Source organism: Nocardia arizonensis (assembly GCF_001310275.1).
Taxonomy (GTDB): Bacteria; Actinomycetota; Actinomycetes; order Mycobacteriales; family Mycobacteriaceae; genus Nocardia; species Nocardia arizonensis.
The window spans coordinates 126,508-145,684 of the sequence record NZ_LGYZ01000083.1 but is presented as its reverse complement, the minus strand read 5'-3'; the positions used below and the strand labels follow the sequence as shown (position 1 = coordinate 145,684).

The window sequence follows — 19,177 nt, the reverse complement described above, 5'->3', positions numbered from 1 at the left end:
CTCGACCAGTCCTTGCTGAACCTGTTGTCTGCGAGTATCGCTCGGGCGGCCGAGTACCGGACAACCAGCCAGGCGTCCACACCGCTCGGCAATCGGACACGGTGTACCGCGGCGGTCGATCTGAACCGCCCGAATCGAGGATGGGGATTCGCGACGAATTCGTCACCATATGTTTTCAGGTCTACCAGGTTCTCCGTCAAAACTGGATTTCCTCTTCGAAAGATGATCCGCTGGTGGCGGCTCAGTGCTGGAGCCTGTCGGCCTGTGCCATATCTGTCACGAGCGCGGTGATCGAGCCAAGCATCTTCGCGGCGAGGTCGGGACCCATGATGTCGTCGCGGCACGTCAGACAGGCTTCGAAACCGTAGTGGTCATCGAAGACCGTCAGCATGAGTGCCGGAGACAAACGGCGGGCAGGCTCGAAGCGGATCTGCTCGTTGGCGAAGTCGGCGACATCGCCTGCCTGTCGTCCTGACGATATCCTCGGCACGTAGTTGAACGCGGCGCCTGCTACCGCTGCCGACGATGCGGACGGCAGGATGTCGGCACGTCGCTCGTTCACTCGCCATCGGTCGACGTGTGCAAACTTCAGACCCAGGAGGATTTGGTTCAAGGTTTCCGCCACGGTCGCCGACACGCTGCCGTCTTCGGGGCGGGAGACGATGACCGGAGCCTTCATGAACATCTTACTCGCAGAACGTTTGTCGGCATCGGAACTCCTGTTCGAGACCAGATTCAGTACCCCGATCGCAGGCCGATCGAAAAAGTCGCACAGCGTGAGTCCATAGGCGGTGAGAAGTATCGCCGAGGGTGTGGCGCGCAACCTGTGTGCCGCCGCTTTGCTAGCGTGCGCCAGGGCTGCGGAGCTCGAGGTGCACGACCAGTACACCGAACCCTCCGGAAAACCGGCCGGGGGGACGACTGCCCGAGTGTCCACCAGACTTCCGAGCAGCTCGTATTGGTCGCACCAGAACTTCAGAGACTTCTCCAGTCTTCGTACGCCCTGCTCCGAATTTTCCCAGTCGGTGATGTCGAGTGGTTGAGTCGCCGAGTCGAAGTGCAGTGGCAGATCCCCTGCGAGGGTGCCGCTCTGCCGCAGGTGCACCATCCGCACCAGATCTTCGTACAGTATTCGAAGCCCCCAGCCGTCGACAGCCGAATGGTCGCAGATGACACGAAAATCCTGAACTGTATTCGCGGTAGCGGTGATTACCACCTTCAACGGACGATCGCAAGAGGCGTCGAAGCATGTCTTCTGCGCCGACTCGATTGCCGACACCGAATGGTCCGGTCCGGTGATTCGCACGAAGTCTTCGAGGTCACTGGGCGAGCGTGGCGGGGGTGCGACTTGTTGGCGACCGCGGCCCGAACCGTCGTAGGTCAGATAGGTGCGGAGCGCCTCATGTCTGATGACGAGCCCCTGGAGGGCATCAAGAGCATCGGCGACGGTGACCCCGACAACCTTGCGGCCGATATCAAGTGTTGCGTTGTATTCGTAAGAATATTCTGCGAGGTGTACTGGTTGCGACAAAATCCATTCCAACTGCGGGCAGTTCAAACTGCCTTCTCTGTGAAAAGATATCGGCGTCGACTGAGATGTCATTTGATTCCCTCGTTGACCGCGTGTCCACATGATACTTTGATTGGATGGTGATCGACGCAAGACGCTGAATATGTTTTCCGATATGTTTGATCGGATCGGCAGCGCCCCGGCCGCGCTCACAGTTCGCGCGATCGAAGACGGGCTCGGTCTTCCAGTAGGGCGCGGACCTTGGCGACGAATGCGGCGCCGGACGGGGCTTCGACCAATACGTCCGGGGGAACATCGACACCCAATTCTTCCTCGATGGCAAGCAACAATGCCATCGCAGTGACGGAATCTCCACCGAGGTCGAAGAAGGACAGTTCCAAATCGAGGTCGGTCGCGAGACAGGCGCGGCGCCACATATCGCCGATCGTCGAGTCGATGTCGCCGGGCAGGTCGCTACCTGTGGAGGGGACAGCGAGCTCGAGTGCGGCGCGGTCGATCTTGCCATTGTTGGTCAGTGGCATACGTTCCACGGCGACAATACTCGAAGGAACCATGTGGGATGGAAGGTACGGCCTGAGCCAATTGCGGACCTCGCGTCCGAAGCTCTGTTGATCGGCGGCCGGGGCCACCACGAATGCCACCAATCGACTGCCCGCCGAATGCCGGTGGGTGAGAACCACGGCTTCTTCGATAAGCGGGTGTTTCAGGAGCGCGGCCTCCACTTCGCCCGGCTCGATCCTATGTCCCAGGATTTTCACCTGGTTGTCCACGCGACCGCCGAATTCGAGATTGCCGTCGGGGAGCCATCGCGCCCTGTCGCCGCTGCGATACATTCTTTCGTACCCAGATTTATTGGCAAAGGGGTCGACAAGGAAGCGTTCTTCTGTCAGGTCGCTCCGGTCCAGGTATCCTACGGCGACTCCGAATCCGCTAATGTACAGTTCACCCCACGTCCCGGTGGGCAGAAGTTCACCGTGTTCTCCGAGTACATACAGCTTCGTGTTCGCTACCGGACGTCCGATGGGAATGGTTTCGGACTCGATCTCCTGACCGATGCCATCGTAGATCGTACAGGCGATCGTCGTCTCGGTCGGCCCATAGTTGTTTGTCCACGGAATTCCGACGCGCTCTGCCCACAGTCGGGAGTCGATGCCCATCGATACCTCGCCACCGAAGCTGACCGAACGTACTGTGTCGGGAACCACGATCGACGGATCGGCCGCCCACGCGTGCCAGTATGTCGCCGGAATATTTATGGTCGTCGAGCTCGCGCGCTCGGCCAATTCCAGTACTTCCCGGATCGACTGCATCGGGTGCGGGGGAAAGATCAGTGCGGCACCGGCGCACCAGGTAACGAACAGCTCACCGACCGACATGTCGAAGCTCAACGAGCCGAACTGCTGGCAGCGGTCGTCGGGGGAGAATCGACGTGCGTTGTCGGCGACGAAGTTGACTGCCGACCGATGGGTGACGACCACACCTTTCGGAGTGCCGGTCGATCCGGAGGTGTATATCACATACGCGATATCGCGTGTCGAACCGGACCGAGGGGGTGGGCCTGCGTCGACGGCGGATGGAAGGGGCAGCGAGTCCGCATCCAGCACCGCGGCCGTTCCCGTGGCTACGCTCGAATCCAGAGGCGCACGGCTCGACTGAATGATCACCCGGCAACCGGCGTCGTCGAGCATGAACTGGACTCGCGAAGTCGGGTAGTCCGGATCTATCGGTACATACGCCCCTCCCGCTTTCAGGACGGCGAGTATCGCCACCAGGCTCTCCACGTGGCGTTCGGCCACCACGGCGACACGGACGCCCGTACGTACGCCGAGTGCGATAAGCCGCCTCGCGAGGATGTTCGCCCGGCGATCGAGGTCGCCGTACGTGATCACAGAGCCGTCCTGGACGACCGCCGCGGAATTCGGCCGCTCACCGGCCTGGCGCTCGAACAATTCTTCTAGGCGTAGGTCAGGGCAGTCCCATTCTGTCGAATTCCACTCAACCTTCAGCTTTGCGACCTCCGCGGCACTCAGTACCGTGAGTTCGGAAATCCGACTGTCGGGAGCTTCCACAAGACCGCTGAGCAGGTTCGTGAAGTATCCGACAAGTCGGTTCGCGTCGTGCTCATCGAGCATCCGCGTGTTGTATTCGATGCAGAGGTCGACGATATCCGACCGGCCTATTGTCAGTCTCACTGCGCCCCGCGGCACGAAGTTCAGGGCTACGGGCTTCCGTAGGTGTGCTGATCGGTCGAACTCGATATCGGTGTCCTCATCACTCAGCACCTGCACGACGACCGAGTCGGTGTCGTGTGATCGTATGGGGCTGGGAAATTGCGTGGCCACTGCGGCTACCAGCATGCGGAATGTCGGATCATCGGACAGTTGAATCCGTGCGATACCGCTGGTGCCTTCACCTTGATCGACTGGGCGCGGTCCGGTTGTGTGAACCCACAGGGTTATATCGGAGACGTTGCCCACGCGGCAGATCAATGCGGCAAATGCGGATACCAGGGCGACATCCTCGCCGGTCGATTCTCCGAACGGCGCGATGGCCTGCCGGATATCGGACGGTATAGACAGGTCGATTCGTCGGTCGAAACGTGGGTTCGACGGAGCTCGCATGGTTCCCACGTCGGGAGCGGTGGTCGTTCTTTCTGATTCACTCATATCGAATACCTCGAGATTTTATCTCTGCTCGTGTCGGGGGTGTGTGAGGAGGAGTCGATGCCGTCAGATGCCGTCAGATTCCGACCGCGCACGTTTCGAGTTCGGCCAAGCTCTGCGCCGTGTACAGGTGGTCGACGTCCGCGCGCGGAGTCCTGGTGAGATGAATCGCGGTCAAACCAGCTGCCACGGCACCTGCCACATCGGTTTCGAAGTCGTCGCCGATCACCACAGGATTGGACAGCTGCCCACCGAACATCCCCACGGCTACCGCGAAGAAGTCGGCATGCGGCTTGCAGTGCCCGGGAGAGTCTCCGGCGAGTACGAATCGCACGAACGGCCGCAACCCGCAGTCGGTGACCTTGCGTTCCTGTACCGCTCTGGGACCGTTGGTCACCACGCCTACGGGGATGTCGTTGTCTCGGAGGGTCTCGAGGAACGGCAGTGCGTCAGGGAACAGTCGGTAGTTCCGATGGCAGGTCTCCAGGTAGTCGGCGAATACGCGGTCCAGTGCGGCCGCGGGCAGTGTCACACCGTACTCGGTCGCGAGGGCGGTCAAGCGCAATCTTCTGCTTTCGGGTAGGCCGTTCGTCTTGTAGGAATACTTCTTCTCCAATTCGAACCACAGCGTTATGGCCTCCTGCGATGGCGCGATGCCGATATCGGGCAGCCACTGCCGCAGCGCGCTTTCCACACTCGACGTCCAGTCCAGAACGGTGCCGTCCAAATCCACCAGGATCGCGTCGACGTCGGACAGTCGCCACTCGGACTCGGCTCGTACGCTCCGAATATCCATTGGTTTCTCCATCGGATGATATTTGTGAATGATTCCGCTGATTTCGATGCTTGCGGCAACGGCGTCCGAGTAGTTAGGATCGCCGAAGATGTTGTCGATCTAACCTCTGTACAGTCTCTAGAAATGGATTGACCGTGATCGATGTCCTCGTAGTCGTTGCGCATCCTGACGATATCGATTTCGGCGGTGCCGGTACCATTGCCAATTGGTCGGATGCCGGAGAGGTGATCAGTTACTGTTTGGTCACCGCGGGGGAGACCGGATCCGTCGATCCGAAAATTTCCGCCGTGCAACTGGCAGAGATCAGGATGGCGGAGCAGCGTGCTGCGGCGAATATCGTCGGTGTCGACGATATTCGCTTCCTGGGCTTTCCTGACGGCCTCGTCGCTCCCACGACGGACCTGCGTCGCGCGCTTGCCGGAACGGTTCGCGAGCTGAGGCCGCGTCGTATCGTGACGCACAGTCCGGTTCGTAACATTCGACGGGTGAAGGCCAGTCATCCGGACCATGTCGCGGTGGGTGAGGCCGTGATGTGTGCGGTGTATCCCGATGCGCGCAACCCCGGGGCCTTTCCCGAACTGCTCGAACAGAATCTCGCCCCCCATATCGTCGAAGAGGTGTGGTTGATGACGGGCCGAGACGCCGACACCTACGTCGACATCTCGGCCAACATGGACCGCAAGATCGCGGCCGTTCTCGCGCATCGGAGCCAGCACGAACACCCCGACAGTGTCGAGCCCTCACTGCGGCGTTGGGCGAGCACGATCGCCGCGGCGGGGCCCGATATCACCGGGGAATATGCCGAGTCCTTCCTGGTCGTGGATACGGCCTGATCGGCGCACGGCGCAAACAGACGCCCAGCGAGATCAATTGCCGTACAGAAAGTATCGCCCCGCGCGCTCCAACACCGCCGGTGCTGCCGCGTCGTGGTGGTTGACCACATTGACGTCCCGGAAGCACCGGGCGAGCCGGTTCGCTTCCATGATGGATGTCGATCCGGCCGCCGTGTACAGGGTGTTGACCGTGCGTACCGCATTGGCAGTGGCCGACGCGGTGGACAGCATTATCTTCGCGGTCAGCGACCTGTCGATCGGCTCGCGATGCTGTGCTGCGGCCCACAGTTCCCGCGTCGCTTCGCGCAGATAGGCCCATCCGCTGTCAACGAGTCCGTGTGCCTCGCCGACCTTTTCCTGAATGCTGTGCCGCGCGGCGATTACCTGATCACTGTTTCGTGAGCGCTTGCGCAGTGCGATCTCGGTGAAGACGGCGATGGCGTCACCGGCGATGCCGAGAGCCAGTGCCGCCAGGGGCGGATTGATGAAGTGCGCCATCGCGGGGCGGTACAGCGGTCCGTCGATCACGGTCCTCATCGGCGGTTCGATCACCCGATGACTCGGCACGAACGTTTCCGCGATCGCGAATTCGTGCGTGCCGCTACCCCGCATCCCGACGGCGTTCCACGTCTCGAGAACCGTGCATTCGGTCCGCGGAACCAAGAAGGTGTGCGGTCGGTCGCCCAGGACGGTCCGATCATCACCGGCGTCGGAGACCCTGGCCGAGGCGATGATCCAGGTTGCCTCCCGACATCCGCTGGCCAGTCGCCACTGCCCGGAAAGCAGATAGCCTCCCGTGACCGCCCGAGCTGTACCACCGTCGTGCAGGGAACCCGCGATGATGCCGCGGGGATCGCCGAACACCTCCTGCCCACCCTCGCGAGGCATCCGAGCCGCCAGCAGCGCCGAGTTGGCCCCCGCCATCAACGCCCAGGCGACCGAGCCATCGTGGCGGGCGACTTCTGCCACGATGGCGAGCATGGTCAGCGGGTGAACCTCGTATCCGCCGAGTTCGCGCGGCACCCACAGTCGATACAGTCCGGCGTCGCGGAGTGTATCGACGAGTGCCGGGGTGAGCCCTCGTTGCGTTTCGATTGTCTCCCGGCACTTCTGGATGACCGGGACGACCTCCGCCAGGACGGCCAGCCATTCGGCGGTGGCAGTGTCCGGATCGGCAGCAGCGGAAGCTGTTGGAAGAGCCACTGATTCAACGACCTCGCTCATGGCTGTACCCTTCTACGGAATCGTCTTTCGTCGATACCGTCTAGTGCTCGAAAAATATGCGCATAGATCGACCGATGCGAATGACTTCTGGAATGCACTTCAATTCATCGACTGCCGCAGAAAATTCTTTATCGGTTGTCGTGTGCGTAAGGAAGACGAGCTGGGCCGCGCCGTGGAGGGTGTCATGTTGTTCGAGAACTCGAATGGAGATTCCCCTGTTGGCGAGGATTCCGGATACCTTGGACAGCACACCGCGGTGGTCATCGACTTCCATTCTGAGGTAAAATGGTGAAGATATTCCTCGATTGTCGTCGACGGTTGCCTGTCCCTTTATCGGCACCATTCTGCTGACCCCGCGTGATCGATTCAGGGCGGCGTCGACGAGGTCTCCCATGAGAGCTGAGGCAGTTGGTCGGCGACCGGCTCCCTGGCCATAGAACATCAACTCGCCCGCGTCCTGCGCTTTGATGTACACCGCGTTATAGGTGTCGGAAACGGCCGCAAGCGGATGGTTCAGGGGAACCAGCGCTGGAAACACCTTGATCCGGATCAATGGCTCCGATTCATGGCCGTCGTGCACGGTCTCGGCGAAGCTGATCAGTTTGATCTCGTAGTTCAGGTGATGAGCGATCTCGATATCGATGCGTTCGATGCCGCTGATGCCCTCGTATTCCACATCATCGAGCGTGACGCCCCGGTTGAAGGCGAGCGAGGCGAGAATCGCCAGCTTGGCAGCCGAATCCGCGCCCTCGACGTCGGCCGCGGGGTTTGGCTCCGCATAGCCGTATGACTGGGCCAGTTCCAGTGCGCGGGCGTAGTCGATGTTGTCCCGCGACATGCGTGTCAGAATGTAGTTCGTAGTGCCATTGAGTATTCCGGCCAATTGGGTAATCGGTTCATCGAGCAAGGATTCCCTGAGCGGGCGGATAATCGGAACCGCAGCCACGGTCGCGGCCTCGAAGAGGAAGTCGACGCCGGACGCAGCGGCCTGGGCGTAGAGTTCGGCGCCCGCCGAGGCGACCAGCTCCTTGTTTCCGGTTACGACCGATTTACCTGCCCGCAGCGCGCGCAGTACGAGGTCGTGAGCGGCGGTGACTCCGCCGATCAATTCGACGACGATGTCGATGTCCGGGTCTTCCACGATCGCCGTGGCATTGTCGGTGAGTCGACGCGATGCGATATGAGCCGGTCTCGTCTTGCCGAGATCGGCGACGGCGATACGTGGCAGTGCCAATTCGATTCCGGTTTTATCGGCGAGCCTCGCCCGCCGATCGTCGAAAATTTGGACGAATTCGGTCCCGATGTTGCCGCAACCGACCAGACCCACGTTGAGGGTCTTCACATTATTCTCCTCGTCATTCAAGGGTGGTGTGATTTCGCGGGCGTCGACTCTTGCCCATCCGATGGGGTGCCCGCTTATTCGCTACCGGAGCCGTTCCTCTCCATCGGTGCGATCGAGTGCCGTATGGCCACGGTCATCCTGGCATCCCACACCGGGGGGAGCATACCGAGGCCCGGTCGGATGCGTCGACTCGGTGTCGAACCTGTCCCAGTGGGGAGGTAGCGACAGCACCGCAGGCCAATGCGGCTCCGGACGCCAACTCGCCCACCGCTCGGCGAATGGGCCTTCCTGTGCGGTGGCCATCGCGGTGATCGCGGGAATGTGGCGCGTCAAACGCGATTCGAGGTCGGCGGGCAACACGCCCTCGGTGACGGCGAATCGTAGCTCATCGAGGTCTTTGACCTCCACTTCGGCCGCGGGCGATATACGCAGATCGAGCATCCAGTCCATGTATTGCACTGTGTGGCTGCGCCATACGAAGGGACTCTGGAAGTTCACATACCAGCCGATGTGCTCACCGTGCGCATCCCAGCAGACCCAGACGGCGTAGGGAACGTGTGTGTCGAGGAACCACAGGGTGTTCAGCCGCCAGGTCCGGTCGAGATAGCCCCAGTCGAGGCCGCGGAGACACGCCACCGTTCGCTGTGCCCTCGACAGTTGGGCGGGCACATTCCGGGGCGCGTCCGGCGCACGCCAGGCCGAGCCGTTGGGCAGCCACAGCACCGCCGAGTGATCGGTGCTTTCCACCATCACGGCCGGGCGCGCCGACCAAACGCGCTCCTGCCAGATCTCTTGGACCAGCAGAGGCTGCCCGGGCTTCCATCGCCGCACGAATGTATCGGTCATCCGATTTCCAGCCGAGCGACGCGGCCGATCGGCCGGACAACCAGTTCGGCGACCACCGGCGCGGTGATTCGCTCGGCGATCTCCGCGCAGCCGAGATCCTCCGCGACCCGGTAGCCCAGGTGAGTGGCCAATTCGCTCAGCTCGGTCGTACGGAGTCCGGTGACGAACCGCTCGTTGTTTCGTTCGACACTGTCGAACATGCTGCGCGTCGCCCGGTCCTGCGCGGACCGGGTCATGTATCGCTCGTTCCAGTAATCCATGACGATCACCACCGTGCTGTGGAAGTAGTCCCGGACAGCAGCCAGGACGGCTGCGATATGTTCTCGCGACAGGTAATAGCTGACTCCGCACCAGTTCAGGAACACCGGAGCGTCCGGTCGCAATCCACCCGCGCGCAGTCCGTCGCCCAAGTCGTCGGAAGCCAGGTCGATCGGAACATAGTCCACCGAAGCCGCTCCGAAGCCGCGCATACGCTCGATCTTCAGTGCCTGGGTCGCGGGCAGATCGAATTCCACGGTTCGGGTTTCCCACGCCCAGTCGAGTCGGCGTGCGGCAAAGGTGTCGAATCCCGCACCGAGACAGACATATTGTCGGAAGCCGGCCGCGACGTAATCGCGCAGTCGATCCTCGGTGTATCGGCTGCGGAACAGCACATGCGGAGCCGCGGCGGACAGCGAGTACAGCCAGAATCGGATGCGGTCCGCCTCCGGACCCGCGAGTGATTCGTCATAGTTCGACACCGATCGCAGCACGCCGGCGACGAACCCCTCCCATTCCGCGTCGGTGAGTAGATGGCGAGCGACGACATCGCTGAACACGGGCTCTCGTTCGTGCTCGGTATGAAAGGCGCGGATGAAGGCGTCACCGAGGGCAGTGGAACTCGCCGAGGTGAGGGCAGGAGGTTTCAACAGCTCTTCTCCTCATCGACGCACTGCAGCAGAGCGCTGGTCGAAAATCCGGCCACGAACTTCGTTGCATGCCGAAACGGCTCGTCGTCCGGTACGCCCGCATAGTCGGCTCGCATCGCCAGCCGTCGGGCGAAGTAGTAGACCTGCCCGAACCGGACATCGGTTTCGATCTCTTCGGGATCGCACCAGATGCCGAGTCCGGCGAGTTCGGCTACGTACTCGCGCACAAGCGTTACGAATTCGACATCGTCAACCGTGTTGTTGACCAGCAGGAACGCCAGGTCGAGGGCTCCGCGGGCCCGGGTTGCCGCCTCCCAGTCGATCAGTGTCGGGATCGGGGCGTCGCCGTTGCCCGACATGACCAGGTTGCCCGGATGCAGGTCGCCGTGAACGAGGCAACACGGCTCGCGGACGAGCCGTGCCACGACGGCGGGCAGCGCCCACGTGACAGTTGATACGAGATCACCTGTCAGATAAGGTAATCCGCTCACAAGATCGCAACTGTCCGCGATGCGGAGCAGCGAATTCACGAGGAACCCGAGTCGGTCGGGATCGGATTCCCGGGGTAACCAGGTCCAAGACTCGGGGATATTCGCCCAGGTTGTGGCATGGCAGCGCGCCAGGGCACGCACCAGTTCCGGCAATGCGAATGCCCGCTGGGTGTCTCCGTTCGCGCTGTCGACGTCTTCCAGGACGAAATAGAAGGATTGATATGACGGGATCGCCCGCGCGTAGGCATAAAGGCGAGGCAGGCGAAATCCCATTGCCGGTCGCACGAAGCGGTAGCAGCCCGCTTCGACCGATGGCAGCCTGAACCTCTCCTTGAATTCGCGCAGACCCGGATGTACCGCAGGCGATTTGAGCACAATGGTCCGAACTCCCGCCTGCTCTATTCGATGCAGGCGAATGCGTCTCACCGAGGTGCTCGCGTCAAGGTCCATCCATTCTGCCGACGTGACTCCCGGAAAAAGCCCGGGCAGGCATTCGAGTAGCGATTCGGCGTCGGCTTGGGCGGGCAATCCGACTGCGAACGGCTCCTCTTGCGTCGCAGCGCATCGGGGCGATCCCGGCGTGATCACGGCTGGAGATATTGGTAGACGAGGACTGGATCGAAATCCATTACCGCTTCGACGATCTCGTCGAGATGTCCCGCGTCGTGCCTGGAGGTCGACTCGGCGACTACCGTGTGCACGGTGGCGTTCGTTCCCCAGATCGTGCCCGAGACCGGTCGTTCGAGAAAGGACTCGTCGAGTTGGTCGATGGCGGTCCTCAGTGCGGCCCGTCCCGCCAGCACGACGTCGAACACTTCCTCGATGTCGACTCCATCGAAGCCGCGCAGGATGGCTTCGTTGGCGGTATCGATATCGAATTCGTCACGTCCCCGCGCGCCTTCTTCGACGAGCCGGTGCAGGCGTTCGATCTGCACCGGAACCTGGGTTGCGGGATAGTAGCCTGCGAGATGGCAGATCGTGTCCCGGACCGTCCACTTCCCCTCGGTGACCAGAAGCGATCCGACCGCCGGTTCGACGCCGAACAGTTCTCGGACAAGGGTGATGCGCTGCACGGCGAGATCGATCTCCGCATGCAACGAGTTACGCAGGCCGCTTGCGGGCGGGCGGATCGCACGTTCGGTTTCGGTGCCGGTCATGATTTTGGCCACTCCAGTTCGAGATTGAGTTTTCCGATGTCGGAATCGAGACGGCGCCAAAGCATCCAATGGCGAGGACGGCTGGTAATTTCGTCCTCTGCCCACTGCTTCAGTGATCGGCCGTCCTGCGTCGGGGTGATACGGGTCAGGGTCAACGCCCATCGAGGTCGACCGTCCTCGCCGCTTCGCTGGATCGACCAGGCGAATACCGCGTCGAAATCGGCGACGAGCCGCATGGCAGGCGGGTCGGCCGCCGATCGCCGGTCCATCGGAACGATCGGCTCACCGTCCGCCCCGATATCGGCGAAGGTGACGAAGATCTTGCTGATGGCCTCGGCGGAGCGAGTCCGCTTGCCGAAGCCGTTGCCGGGGGTGATCCAAGTGGAGTTGCGTAGACCGTATTGCCCCATGACCGGCAGCATCTGCTCATGGACGAGGATGTGCAGTCCTATGCCGAGCATGTCGAGATGCACGAGTCCGAGCGTGTGCGCTTGCAGATGGACTCCCACCATCAGCGTGCGTTCCCCCGCAGCGTGCGCGGCGAACAGGTCGTCCAAGCCATACACGTCGAAGTGCCTGCGGCGCAATGGTTCCGGCCAAGCCAGATAGCATTGCTCATCGACGGCTTTGTCGATCCAGTGTTCGTACCATTCGGCCGCGAACTCCCGAGCTTCGCTCGGATCGGATGCGAACCCGGTCGCGAGAGCGGCTCGGCTGACGTGTTCCTCGGCTTGTTCGCGGATGCCCGCATAGTCCGAGGTCATTCGCGCGTGCTGTCGATCCCACGTCGAACGGGCGTCGACTGCGGTCGGGTCGTTCACAATCGGACCACCTCGACCAGCCGAGGCGCGCTCTGCCGTATCTGCGGGCGCGGCAGTTCACCGAGTTTCGCGACCTCCGCCGCGAGCTCCGATCCGGCCTCGCCCAGGTTGGGTCGCTTCAGGGCGTAGCGCAGGCTGTCCTGGACACTCCAATCGGCGAATCCGTCGCGTTCCAGTTGAACCGCGCACCGAGCCGCGGCGACGACCTCGTGCGGGCCGCCGAAATCGGCTGCCATGCGTAGCCCCAGCTGAACGTACGGCAGCGACGTGTCGGTGAGATGCTCGCGCATCGGGGTGATGTCCCCGCTGCCCGCCAACAACACATCCTGGACGTCGCACAGCACGCTGTGTTTGCGAGCGACCTGTGCAAAGGCTCGTTCGATACGGTCATCGAGCTCATCGAGAACCGCGTCGTCGACCGTGCGGCCCCCCGCCGAACGCCAGGCGTCGAGAGTCGCTTTGAACAGTGCGATCACCCCCAGCTGTGATGGATGATCTCGATCGGGATGTGCCAAGCGGGACATGCGGGACGCCAATTCCCGGTCGGTGGTCGCGATCGCTTCGAGGGCGACCTGGCGCACGGTCGAGTCGTCGGGCATGACGTAGCGAAGCAGGTCGAGTGCCCGACCGCTGCCGTCAGGCAGCGGATAGCGGACGGTAGTGACCTCGTGCTGACCGGACTTGGTGAGTTCGATTCCGGGCGCCGCCTTCACCAACGGGTGTACAGCGACCGAGATACCTGTGCCATAGGTCAGGAAGTCGAGCAGGCCGTTCATCATGTCACCCAGTTCGTTCTCTCGCAGCAGCGGATAGAACGGAATCGCGGTAACCCGAATATGCAGACCGGTGTCGTGTCCGATCTTCGGGGCCTCGAGCACATGGTCGAAGTTGTAGCGGTTGGCGAACTTTCCGATCTGCCGAGCCACTCGCTCGACCGGCGACTCCAACCCGAGCAGCATCGCTCGAAAGCCCGTCGCGCGCAGATCGAACATGATGTCGGCGTCGACCTCCATCGGTACGGTCGACACGTAGAAGATGCGGCCCTGTGTCGGCCGGTTCTCCCGCAGCGCTTCTATAAGGTTCTCGACGTGCTTCCTCCGCAAGAGGAAGTCGTCGTCCTCGAAGATGTACATCTGCAAGTCGGGGTATACCTCGGCGGCGCGGTTCATCGCCTGGACCGCCTCGTCACCTCGATAGAAGTAGAGCTGTTCACCCCACTGCGTCAGTTGGCAGAATTGGCATGCGCGCGGGCAGCTTCCGAACACGGTCATCATCTTGATCGAGTTGGGACGGTGCACATAGTTGGACAGACTCAGTGCCGTTCTCGGACGGGCTGCGGACTGTTCGGTGCGAGCATCGTCGACAAGTTCGAGAGGGATGTTCAGGTCATCCGGCGCACACACATCGATGATATTGGCTGCCGTCCAGTATTTGCTGTTCATCTCCATCAAGGAGACATCGAGCCCACCGGAGAACGTCCGTCGCTCGTATTCGCCCAACTTGACGACCGGGGTGTCGAAAACCGTGAAGGAATCCGCCGTCGGATCGACGACATGGAGATTGGGTATTTCCTTGAACAGTTCGTAGCTGCTGCGCCGATCGGACGGCCCGGTGTAGGGCGAGGAGAAGATCATATCAGCTTCGCTGGTCTCCCCATGCGGGCCGACAACGACATCGACTGGCGTGAACTCCAGGTACTCGCGCCGGCAGAAATACGCGCTGTATCCCGCGCCGACGAGGCGGGGGCCGTGGCCGCCATCTGTCGCGTACGCCCTACATTTGTCGGCCAGGAAGTACATCGACTCGATTTCGGTTTGGGTGAAAAAGTTCGATGTCGAGAACAGGAATTGCACACGGCGATTCAATTCGGCGAGCGCCGCGTCGCAGGCTTCGAACTCCGGCGCGCCGAGTTCGAGATTGAATGCCCGGACCTCGACGCCCAGCAGCGCAAGCCAGGACGCCACGTAGAACGAGCCGATCGGTGGCTGGACACCGAGAAGCTTGCGCGACCGGTTGCCGACGGTGCCGCCCCGCACAGGATATTGCCCGCCCACATTGGGTACGAACAACGCAGCCGGACCGCCGGGCAGCGGGGACCGGTCTATCGAGTAGATGGTGCCGTCGGCCACCGTTCCTGCCAGTAGATTCGCGAGGACTCGGGAAAAAGTTCGCCGTCCCGTTTTGTCCAGGGCGGTGAGCGCCTTGCGCACCTGCTCGGGTAACAGTGCGGGATGATCGAGGACATCCAGCGGCAATACCGACAACGCACGTCCCACCATGTAGCGCTGCTCGGTCGAGAGCGATGCGAAGCCGTGTGAGCCGATCACCGGCCCGAGTATTTCGATCTCGCTCGCAAGCGTCTCTGATGGGAGGACGTCGGCAATACCATTCGTGTACATGAAACTCCTAGTGACTCGCGGCTGTTGGTCGGTAATGTCTTATACGCGTTGGTATTTCGAGCCATACCACTCGTTGAAATCGGCGATCAGGTGGCGGAGACTTTCTTCTCCGGGATGTGTGCGCCAATCCCAGCCCGTCGTCGATCCGAATGACTCCGCAAGGAGTTTCTTCAGCCGTAACTTCCCGATCGACCGAGACGAGGAGTCCGGGTCGTAATAGACGTACTCCGAATTCAGTGATGTGTCCCGCGGCGCGTGCACGTAGATGTAGGGCCTGCGGCCGATCTTCCGGCACACGTCCGAGTGCCCGAGAACCTCTGCACACTGGTAGTTCTCGCTGAGCACGGCATGGATGTCGACCGGTCCGGGCAGTGCGCAGATATGCGGATGGAACCAGTAGTCCTCATCCGGGAATCTAGATTCATGGCCACCGCCGCGCCCGTGTTCGTAGAACACAGGATCCGCGCGGTACACATCGACATAAAATTCGTCGACTATCGACTTGAGTAGTCGAAGTTCGTCCAGCCAGGCAGGCTCTATATCGTTCATGCAGCGCAGACGGACCGGCTCATCTTGACAGACGTGCGTCATGATCGTCAGAAAACCCGTGCGAATCTGACCGCGCGGTGCAAGCAAATAGAAGTGTTCGGTTGTCAACAGAAGTTGTCCTGGGTGAATGGCGGCAGGAAAACAGAACAAGCACCGTATTCCATTCTTGCTGCCCAGTACCGACAACAGTTTTCCATTGCCTGACTGCGTTCGATCCCTCGCCATCGGGTCGGACTGCTCGAAGCGCAACAAATTTCCCCCAAATCAAACCGGATCCGCGAACTGTCTACGAAGAGAAATAGACGAGGCGGAAACTCCCCATGTAAATTCGACACACGCAACCCGCGGATATGACAACCGTGCGTAGGTCGGAAAATTCCGGGCGCGTTTCAATACAACGAAGGTTCGGTGTGTTCACCGTGTGTGCGCAATATGACATATGCGCGCGGCATCAGCCCTTGCAGCGTAGCGCTGTCTCCTCGCTGCGTAGCCGTTTCATCGGATATCCATGGCGATTTCAGAGACTCTCTCGAGGGTAAAGCACGACGGATTCAGATTCGACCGCCGCCATTCGCATTCAAGAGATGGCAGGCGAATCGAGGTTTCGATTTCCCCCATAAAGGCCCGATCGGTCCGGGCTTTTCAATTGAGGTGTAGAGATCGGTCGCTTCACAAAACCATCTGGACATTCGGTTGTCAAGGGGGCAATCGGCGGCTCAGGACGCTCTATCGTCCGATAAAAATCTTCTATGACATCAAAGCCGGGTCGTGAGCTATCGTCGTCGAGATGGATAGCGATGGGGGCGGCCGCTGTGCGGTCGGAATTGAGCTGCGGCGATCCGACGGTGAAGGGGAATCTGTGCAGGGCAATCCTGATTCGTGTTCGTGTATCGAGCCTGTTGTGCTATTCGCTCGCGGACTGTGCAAAACGTTCGGCAAGCGCGAAGCTGTTCGCGGTATCGATATAACGGTTCGGCAGGGCGAAGCGTTCGGGCTTCTCGGGCCGAATGGCGCAGGCAAGTCCTCGACTATGCGGATGGTGGGTTGCGTCTCGCCCCGCTCCGCGGGCGATCTCACGGTGTTGGGCATGGATCCGGATGTCGATGGAGCGCGTATCAGGGCCAAGATCGGTGTGGTACCGCAGGTCGACAACCTGGACGTCGCGCTCACCGTACGCCAGAACCTCGAGGTGTACGGAAGGTTGTTCGGCCTGGGCAGAGCCCATGTGCGCGCGAAGGTCGCGGAGCTGCTGGAGTTCGTGCAACTCGCCCACCGCGGCGACGACGCGGTGGAATCTCTGTCCGGTGGCATGAAGCGTCGGTTGGTTATCGCGCGCGCGCTGGTCAACGATCCAGAACTTCTGCTACTGGACGAACCGACAGCCGGTCTCGACCCGCAAGCTCGACACTTGTTGTGGGACCAGCTGTTCCGGCTGAAGCAGTCGGGTGTGACGTTGATCGTCACGACACACTACCTGGACGAGGCCGAGCAACTGTGCGACAACCTCGCCGTCATGGACAACGGCAAGATTGTGGCCGAGGGCGCGCCCGCCGACCTGATCGCCCGCTACTCCACCCGTGAGGTACTGGAGCTGCGCTTGTCCCCGGCCGACAGGGAGGCAGCGTTCGGCTCGGTGAAGGACCTGACCGCAAGAATCGAACAACTCCCCGATCGCCTGTTGCTCTACGCGGACAACGGCGAGACGACGTTGGCTGCGGTACGCGATCGTGGTGTGCGAACAGCAGCAAGTCTGGTTCGCAGAAGCACTCTCGAAGATGTCTTCCTACACCTCACCGGACGGAGTTTGACGGACTGATGGCACCCGTTCCGCTGAACCCGGAGACTTCCGCGACGGCCTCATCGCCAAGACCGGCTGTACACCCCGTATTCGGAGTGTGGCTCGTGGTCGAAGGGTACTGGGCATCATATCGACGTAGTTGGCGAAGCAGCGCGGCCGCAGGGCTACTCCAACCGGTATTACTCCTGCTGGCCTTCGGACTGGGCTACGGATCGCATGTTCGGCCGGGTGAATCCACTTGGTGGCTGCCATATTCCGTGTATCTGGCGCCGGCCCTTCTCGCGGCCGCGGCAGTCCAGACTGCCGCAGTCGAGTCGACCTTCCCCGTGCTCGCGGCGTTCAAGTGGGAGAGAACATATCAAAGGATCGTGACGACTCCCATTACGCCGGACCAAGTTCTGGCCGGTCAGCTGGTGTGGATCGCCGCGCGAATCCTACTGTCGGGAGCGGTGTTTCTGACTGTTGCCTGTCTGCTCGGGATGATTCGTGACACATGGGTGCTCGTTTCGCTGCTGCTCAGCGTTCTCTGCGGAATCGCGTTCGCTGCACCACTTGTCGCGTACGCGGCGAGCCTCACCAGCGAGGGGCAGGAGTTCAATGCCGTGTTCCGCTTCGTGGTCACTCCGATGATGCTGTTCTCGGGCACCTTCTTCCCACTCGCCCTCCTTCCGTCGTCGGTGCGGTGGATCGCATGGGTCACGCCGCTGTGGCACGGCACCGAGCTGGCTCGCGGCGCGGCACTCGGCGTATTGCCGGTATGGCCCGCGCTCGGGCACACCGCCTACCTGGTCGCGATGGCCGTCGCCGGCGTGCTCGTAGCGCGCCGACGGTTCGCGCGTCGCCTTGCCGAGTCCTAGTGGTTCCTTCTCGAAGAAGCGGGTGTTCGATATTTCATGACATATGTGTCGGTTGCCACGAAGGCGTTGTTTCAGGGACGCGGCACGCGAGTTCTCGTCCTTCTGGAGCGGGTACTTCTCGCTAGCCGGAATCAGTGGACGGCGCTGTTGTCGGGATTCTTCGAGCCGGTGTTCTTTCTGATCGCATTCCGGTGGGGTTTGGGCGGGCAGGCCACCAGCGTGGCAGGTTCGGATGGCCATTCGGTCGATTATTCTTCGTATATAGCCCCTGCACTGCTGGCCGCCTCCGCGATGAACGGCGCTGTACAGTACGCGACGTTCAATATCTTCTTCAAGCTCAAGCATTCCAGGCTCTACCAGGCGTTCTTGGCCACGCCGCTGGAACCGGGCGAGATCGTCGCGAGCGAAGTTTCGTGGGCGGCAGTCCGTGGGGGTAGCTATGCTGTCGGATTCCTTGCGGTGATGTACGCGATCGGTGCCACCACGTCGCCGTGGGCACTGCTGGTTATCCCTGCGGGAGTTCTGACCGCTCTCGGATTCGCCGCAGCGGGTATGGCTGCCACCACGTTCGTACGTTCTCCACAGGACTTCGACATCATCCGTGTCGTGTTGCTCGGAATGTTCTTGTTTTCGGCGACCTTCTATCCGCTGTCCGTCTACCCGCAACCGGTCCGGCTTCTGGTCGAATACACACCCCTTTGTCAGGCAACGGAAATGATGCGTTCCTTGACTACCGGCTCGATAAGCTGGAGCTTGCTAGGCGCGGTGGTGTACTTCATCGTATTGATCGTGCTCGGCGTAACCGCGGCGACCCATCGACTACGCGGACTACTGTTGTCGTGACGGTCTCCACCCGGACGTGAGTGAGAGCGCGGATCGGCACCGGCGGGGGTCGGTGGCGCAGTCGCCGGGACCGCTGAGGCACTCGCACCGCAGTCCCTACACCTCGACGGTGTCGACGT

The 19,177-nt window shown here is 61.4% G+C and carries 16 protein-coding genes; 4 read left to right on the top strand and 12 right to left on the bottom strand.

Annotated elements, in window-relative coordinates; translation table 11 throughout:
* Positions 1-241: 241 nt before the first annotated feature.
* From APZ21_RS18740 to APZ21_RS18730, 3 genes are all read right to left on the bottom strand, one after another.
* Entirely contained in the window at positions 242-1,603 is a 1,362-nt protein-coding gene (locus tag APZ21_RS18740) for a condensation domain-containing protein (protein ID WP_162240353.1), read from the bottom strand.
* A gap of 116 nt (positions 1,604-1,719) precedes the next feature.
* Entirely contained in the window at positions 1,720-4,197 is a 2,478-nt protein-coding gene (locus APZ21_RS18735; protein ID WP_054814616.1) for a non-ribosomal peptide synthetase, read from the bottom strand.
* Positions 4,198-4,270: 73 nt separating this feature from the next.
* Positions 4,271-4,990 carry an HAD family hydrolase gene (locus tag APZ21_RS18730; RefSeq protein ID WP_054814615.1) on the bottom strand — a complete coding sequence of 240 codons (720 nt, stop codon included), beginning with the start codon at positions 4,988-4,990 and terminating at the stop codon, positions 4,271-4,273.
* A 134-nt stretch (positions 4,991-5,124) separates the two neighbouring features.
* Between APZ21_RS18730 and APZ21_RS18725 the strand changes: the two genes are divergently transcribed.
* Positions 5,125-5,823, top strand: coding sequence for a PIG-L deacetylase family protein (locus APZ21_RS18725; RefSeq protein ID WP_204249117.1), 699 nt, complete (start codon positions 5,125-5,127; stop codon positions 5,821-5,823).
* Positions 5,824-5,856: 33 nt separating this feature from the next.
* On the opposite strand, the gene APZ21_RS18720 is transcribed toward APZ21_RS18725, so the two are convergent.
* The 9 genes from APZ21_RS18720 to APZ21_RS18680 all read right to left on the bottom strand — a co-directional run bounded on the left by APZ21_RS18720 (position 5,857) and on the right by APZ21_RS18680 (position 15,668).
* The gene (locus tag APZ21_RS18720; RefSeq protein ID WP_054814613.1) at positions 5,857-7,047 is read right to left on the bottom strand and encodes an acyl-CoA dehydrogenase family protein; all 1,191 of its coding nucleotides are present in this window, start codon (positions 7,045-7,047) and stop codon (positions 5,857-5,859) included.
* A 40-nt stretch (positions 7,048-7,087) separates the two neighbouring features.
* Positions 7,088-8,389: a homoserine dehydrogenase gene (locus APZ21_RS18715; protein WP_162240352.1), complete on the bottom strand. Its 1,302-nt coding sequence runs from the start codon at positions 8,387-8,389 to the stop codon at positions 7,088-7,090.
* An 81-nt stretch (positions 8,390-8,470) separates the two neighbouring features.
* Positions 8,471-9,235, bottom strand: coding sequence for a ribonuclease FAU-1 family protein (locus APZ21_RS18710; RefSeq protein WP_054814611.1), 765 nt, complete (start codon positions 9,233-9,235; stop codon positions 8,471-8,473).
* Positions 9,232-10,143, bottom strand: a complete 912-nt coding sequence (locus APZ21_RS18705) for a class I SAM-dependent methyltransferase (RefSeq protein WP_162240351.1) — start codon at positions 10,141-10,143, stop codon at positions 9,232-9,234. Before APZ21_RS18705 ends, APZ21_RS18710 begins: the two co-directional genes overlap by 4 nt.
* The gene (locus APZ21_RS18700) at positions 10,140-11,222 is read right to left on the bottom strand and encodes an aminoglycoside phosphotransferase family protein (protein ID WP_156371176.1); all 1,083 of its coding nucleotides are present in this window, start codon (positions 11,220-11,222) and stop codon (positions 10,140-10,142) included. The genes APZ21_RS18705 and APZ21_RS18700 overlap by 4 nt, the downstream gene beginning before the upstream one ends.
* Positions 11,219-11,791, bottom strand: coding sequence for a hypothetical protein (locus APZ21_RS18695; RefSeq protein WP_054814608.1), 573 nt, complete (start codon positions 11,789-11,791; stop codon positions 11,219-11,221). The genes APZ21_RS18700 and APZ21_RS18695 overlap by 4 nt, the downstream gene beginning before the upstream one ends.
* On the bottom strand, positions 11,788-12,555 hold the full coding sequence (locus APZ21_RS18690; protein ID WP_063125211.1) for a hypothetical protein: 768 nt from the start codon (positions 12,553-12,555) through the stop codon (positions 11,788-11,790). The genes APZ21_RS18695 and APZ21_RS18690 overlap by 4 nt, the downstream gene beginning before the upstream one ends.
* Positions 12,556-12,608: 53 nt before the next feature.
* Entirely contained in the window at positions 12,609-15,011 is a 2,403-nt protein-coding gene (locus APZ21_RS18685) for a radical SAM protein (protein ID WP_082393236.1), read from the bottom strand.
* Between the two features lie 39 nt (positions 15,012-15,050).
* Positions 15,051-15,668, bottom strand: coding sequence for a hypothetical protein (locus tag APZ21_RS18680; RefSeq protein ID WP_156371175.1), 618 nt, complete (start codon positions 15,666-15,668; stop codon positions 15,051-15,053).
* 679 nt (positions 15,669-16,347) lie between these two features.
* On the opposite strand from APZ21_RS18680, the gene APZ21_RS18675 reads away from it, so the two are divergent.
* From APZ21_RS18675 to APZ21_RS18665, 3 genes are read left to right on the top strand one after another with little or no spacing between them, the layout of a single operon-like run.
* Positions 16,348-17,376: an ABC transporter ATP-binding protein gene (locus APZ21_RS18675; RefSeq protein ID WP_082393235.1), complete on the top strand. Its 1,029-nt coding sequence runs from the start codon at positions 16,348-16,350 to the stop codon at positions 17,374-17,376.
* Complete coding sequence (locus tag APZ21_RS18670; RefSeq protein WP_082393234.1) at positions 17,376-18,215, top strand: ABC transporter permease; 840 nt, start codon at positions 17,376-17,378, stop codon at positions 18,213-18,215. Before APZ21_RS18675 ends, APZ21_RS18670 begins: the two co-directional genes overlap by 1 nt.
* A 45-nt stretch (positions 18,216-18,260) precedes the next feature.
* On the top strand, positions 18,261-19,058 hold the full coding sequence (locus APZ21_RS18665; protein WP_054814604.1) for an ABC transporter permease: 798 nt from the start codon (positions 18,261-18,263) through the stop codon (positions 19,056-19,058).
* Positions 19,059-19,177: the final 119 nt, after the last annotated feature.